The organism is Morganella sp. HMSC11D09 (assembly GCF_001807955.1).
GTDB classification, from domain to species: domain Bacteria; phylum Pseudomonadota; class Gammaproteobacteria; order Enterobacterales; family Enterobacteriaceae; genus Morganella; species Morganella morganii.
In genome coordinates this window covers 1-1,676 of sequence record NZ_KV791689.1, presented here as the reverse complement: position 1 = coordinate 1,676, position 1,676 = coordinate 1, and the positions used below count along the sequence as shown (strand labels likewise).

At 55.8% G+C, this 1,676-nt stretch carries 1 pseudogene; it reads right to left on the bottom strand.

Annotated features, from left to right (window positions below):
* Window positions 1-21: 21 nt before the first annotated feature.
* A pseudogene (locus tag HMPREF3119_RS09590) lies at window positions 22-1,676 on the bottom strand (Tn3-like element Tn5403 family transposase); the annotation flags it as partial.

Sequence of the window (1,676 nt, the reverse complement as noted above, 5' to 3'; positions counted from 1 at the left end):
GGCTGAGGGCGAAATGACACCCTAAGCTTTCGGTTCCTTGGGCCAAAGATATTCGCCAGTCAGTAGAATGTGCGCCCAGCCCAATGGGGATATGTGGGGAAGAAATTCAGGGGGAACATCCAACCCTTCGTTCCGCCGCTCCGTGACGGCATGACCAAGATGGACGGTATTCCAGTAAATGATCACCGCAGTCAATAAATTGAGCCCAGCGATTCGGTAGTGCTGCCCCTCTGTCGTGCGATCGCGAATTTCCCCCTGCCTCCCGATACGGAGCGCATTTTTGAGCGCATGGTGGGCCTCTCCCTTGTTAAGACCGATCTGAGCACGCCGCTGCATGTCCGTATCCAGGATCCACTCAATAATGAAAAGGGTCCGTTCAATACGACCAACTTCACGAAGCGCAACTGCAAGGTTGTTTTGTCGTGGGTAAGAAGCGAGCTTGCGCAGGAGTTGGCTGGGCCTGATTTTGCCAGCGGTCATCGTCGCGGCACAACGGAAAATATCAGGCCAGTTCGCAACGATAAGATCCTCCCGGGCTTTTCCACCTACCAACTTGCGTAACTCCCTGGGGGTCGTATCGGGATTAAATACGTACAACCGCTTCGATGGCAGATCCCTGATTCGCAGAACGAGATTGTAGCCGAGCAGGCTACTGGCTCCGAACAAATGGTCGGTGAATCCTGCTGTATCGGCATACTGTTCGCGAACATGGCGACCGACCTCGTTCATCAGTAGTCCATCGAGAATATACGGTGCCTCGCTCACGGTCGCCGGGATCGACTGACAAGCGAATGGCGCGAACTGGTCGCTTACGTGAGTATACGCTTTGAGGCCGGGAACAGAACCATATTTGGCATTGACCATGTTCATGGCTTCGCCATGCCGCGCTGTCGGGAAAAACTGACCATCGCTCGATGCTGACGTGCCCATCCCCCAGACGCGTGACATCGGCAGTTTACCCTGCGCGGCCACCACAATTGCCAATGCCTGGTTCATGGCTTCGCTTTCAACATGCCAGCGGGCAAGGCGTGAGAGCTGCCAGTATCATGCGTGTTTGTAGCTTCCGCCATCTTACGCAGGCCCAGATTGAGCCCTTCAGCGAGCAGGACGTTGAGCAGACCGATCCGGTCGCGACATGGAGCCCCGGTTCTCAGATGGGTAAACGCATCTGTGAAACCAAGGGCTGCATCAACTTCAAGCAGCATGTCGGTAATCCGAACGGACGGCATTCGGCGATACAGATCCAGTATGAGTGCCTCGGCACCATCCGGCACGTCTGCTGTCAACCTGTCGATCCGCAACGTTCCATCTTCTATGCTACCGTGCGGAATAGTGCCGTTACGGGCAGCCCGGGCCAGCCGCTTAAGAGCGATCGTGAGTCGCGCCTTTCTGTCTGCCAGCCAATCCTGTGGGTTGGAAGGCACGGCCAGTTTTGCATTTTCCTGCGCCGCGATCATCGGCACCAGTACCTGCTTGAGGTCACCATAGCGGCGCGAATGAGCGAGCCAGACATCTCCGGAACGAAAAGCATCCCGGAGGTGAAAGAGTACCGCCACTTCCCAAAGACGGGTATCTCCTTTTTCCTGAGCTCGTAAATGACGGTTCCATTTGGAGCTGGGCCGCAGGAAACGCCTTTCTGGCGATGCAACACCTTTCATCTCTCCGATCGACAAAGC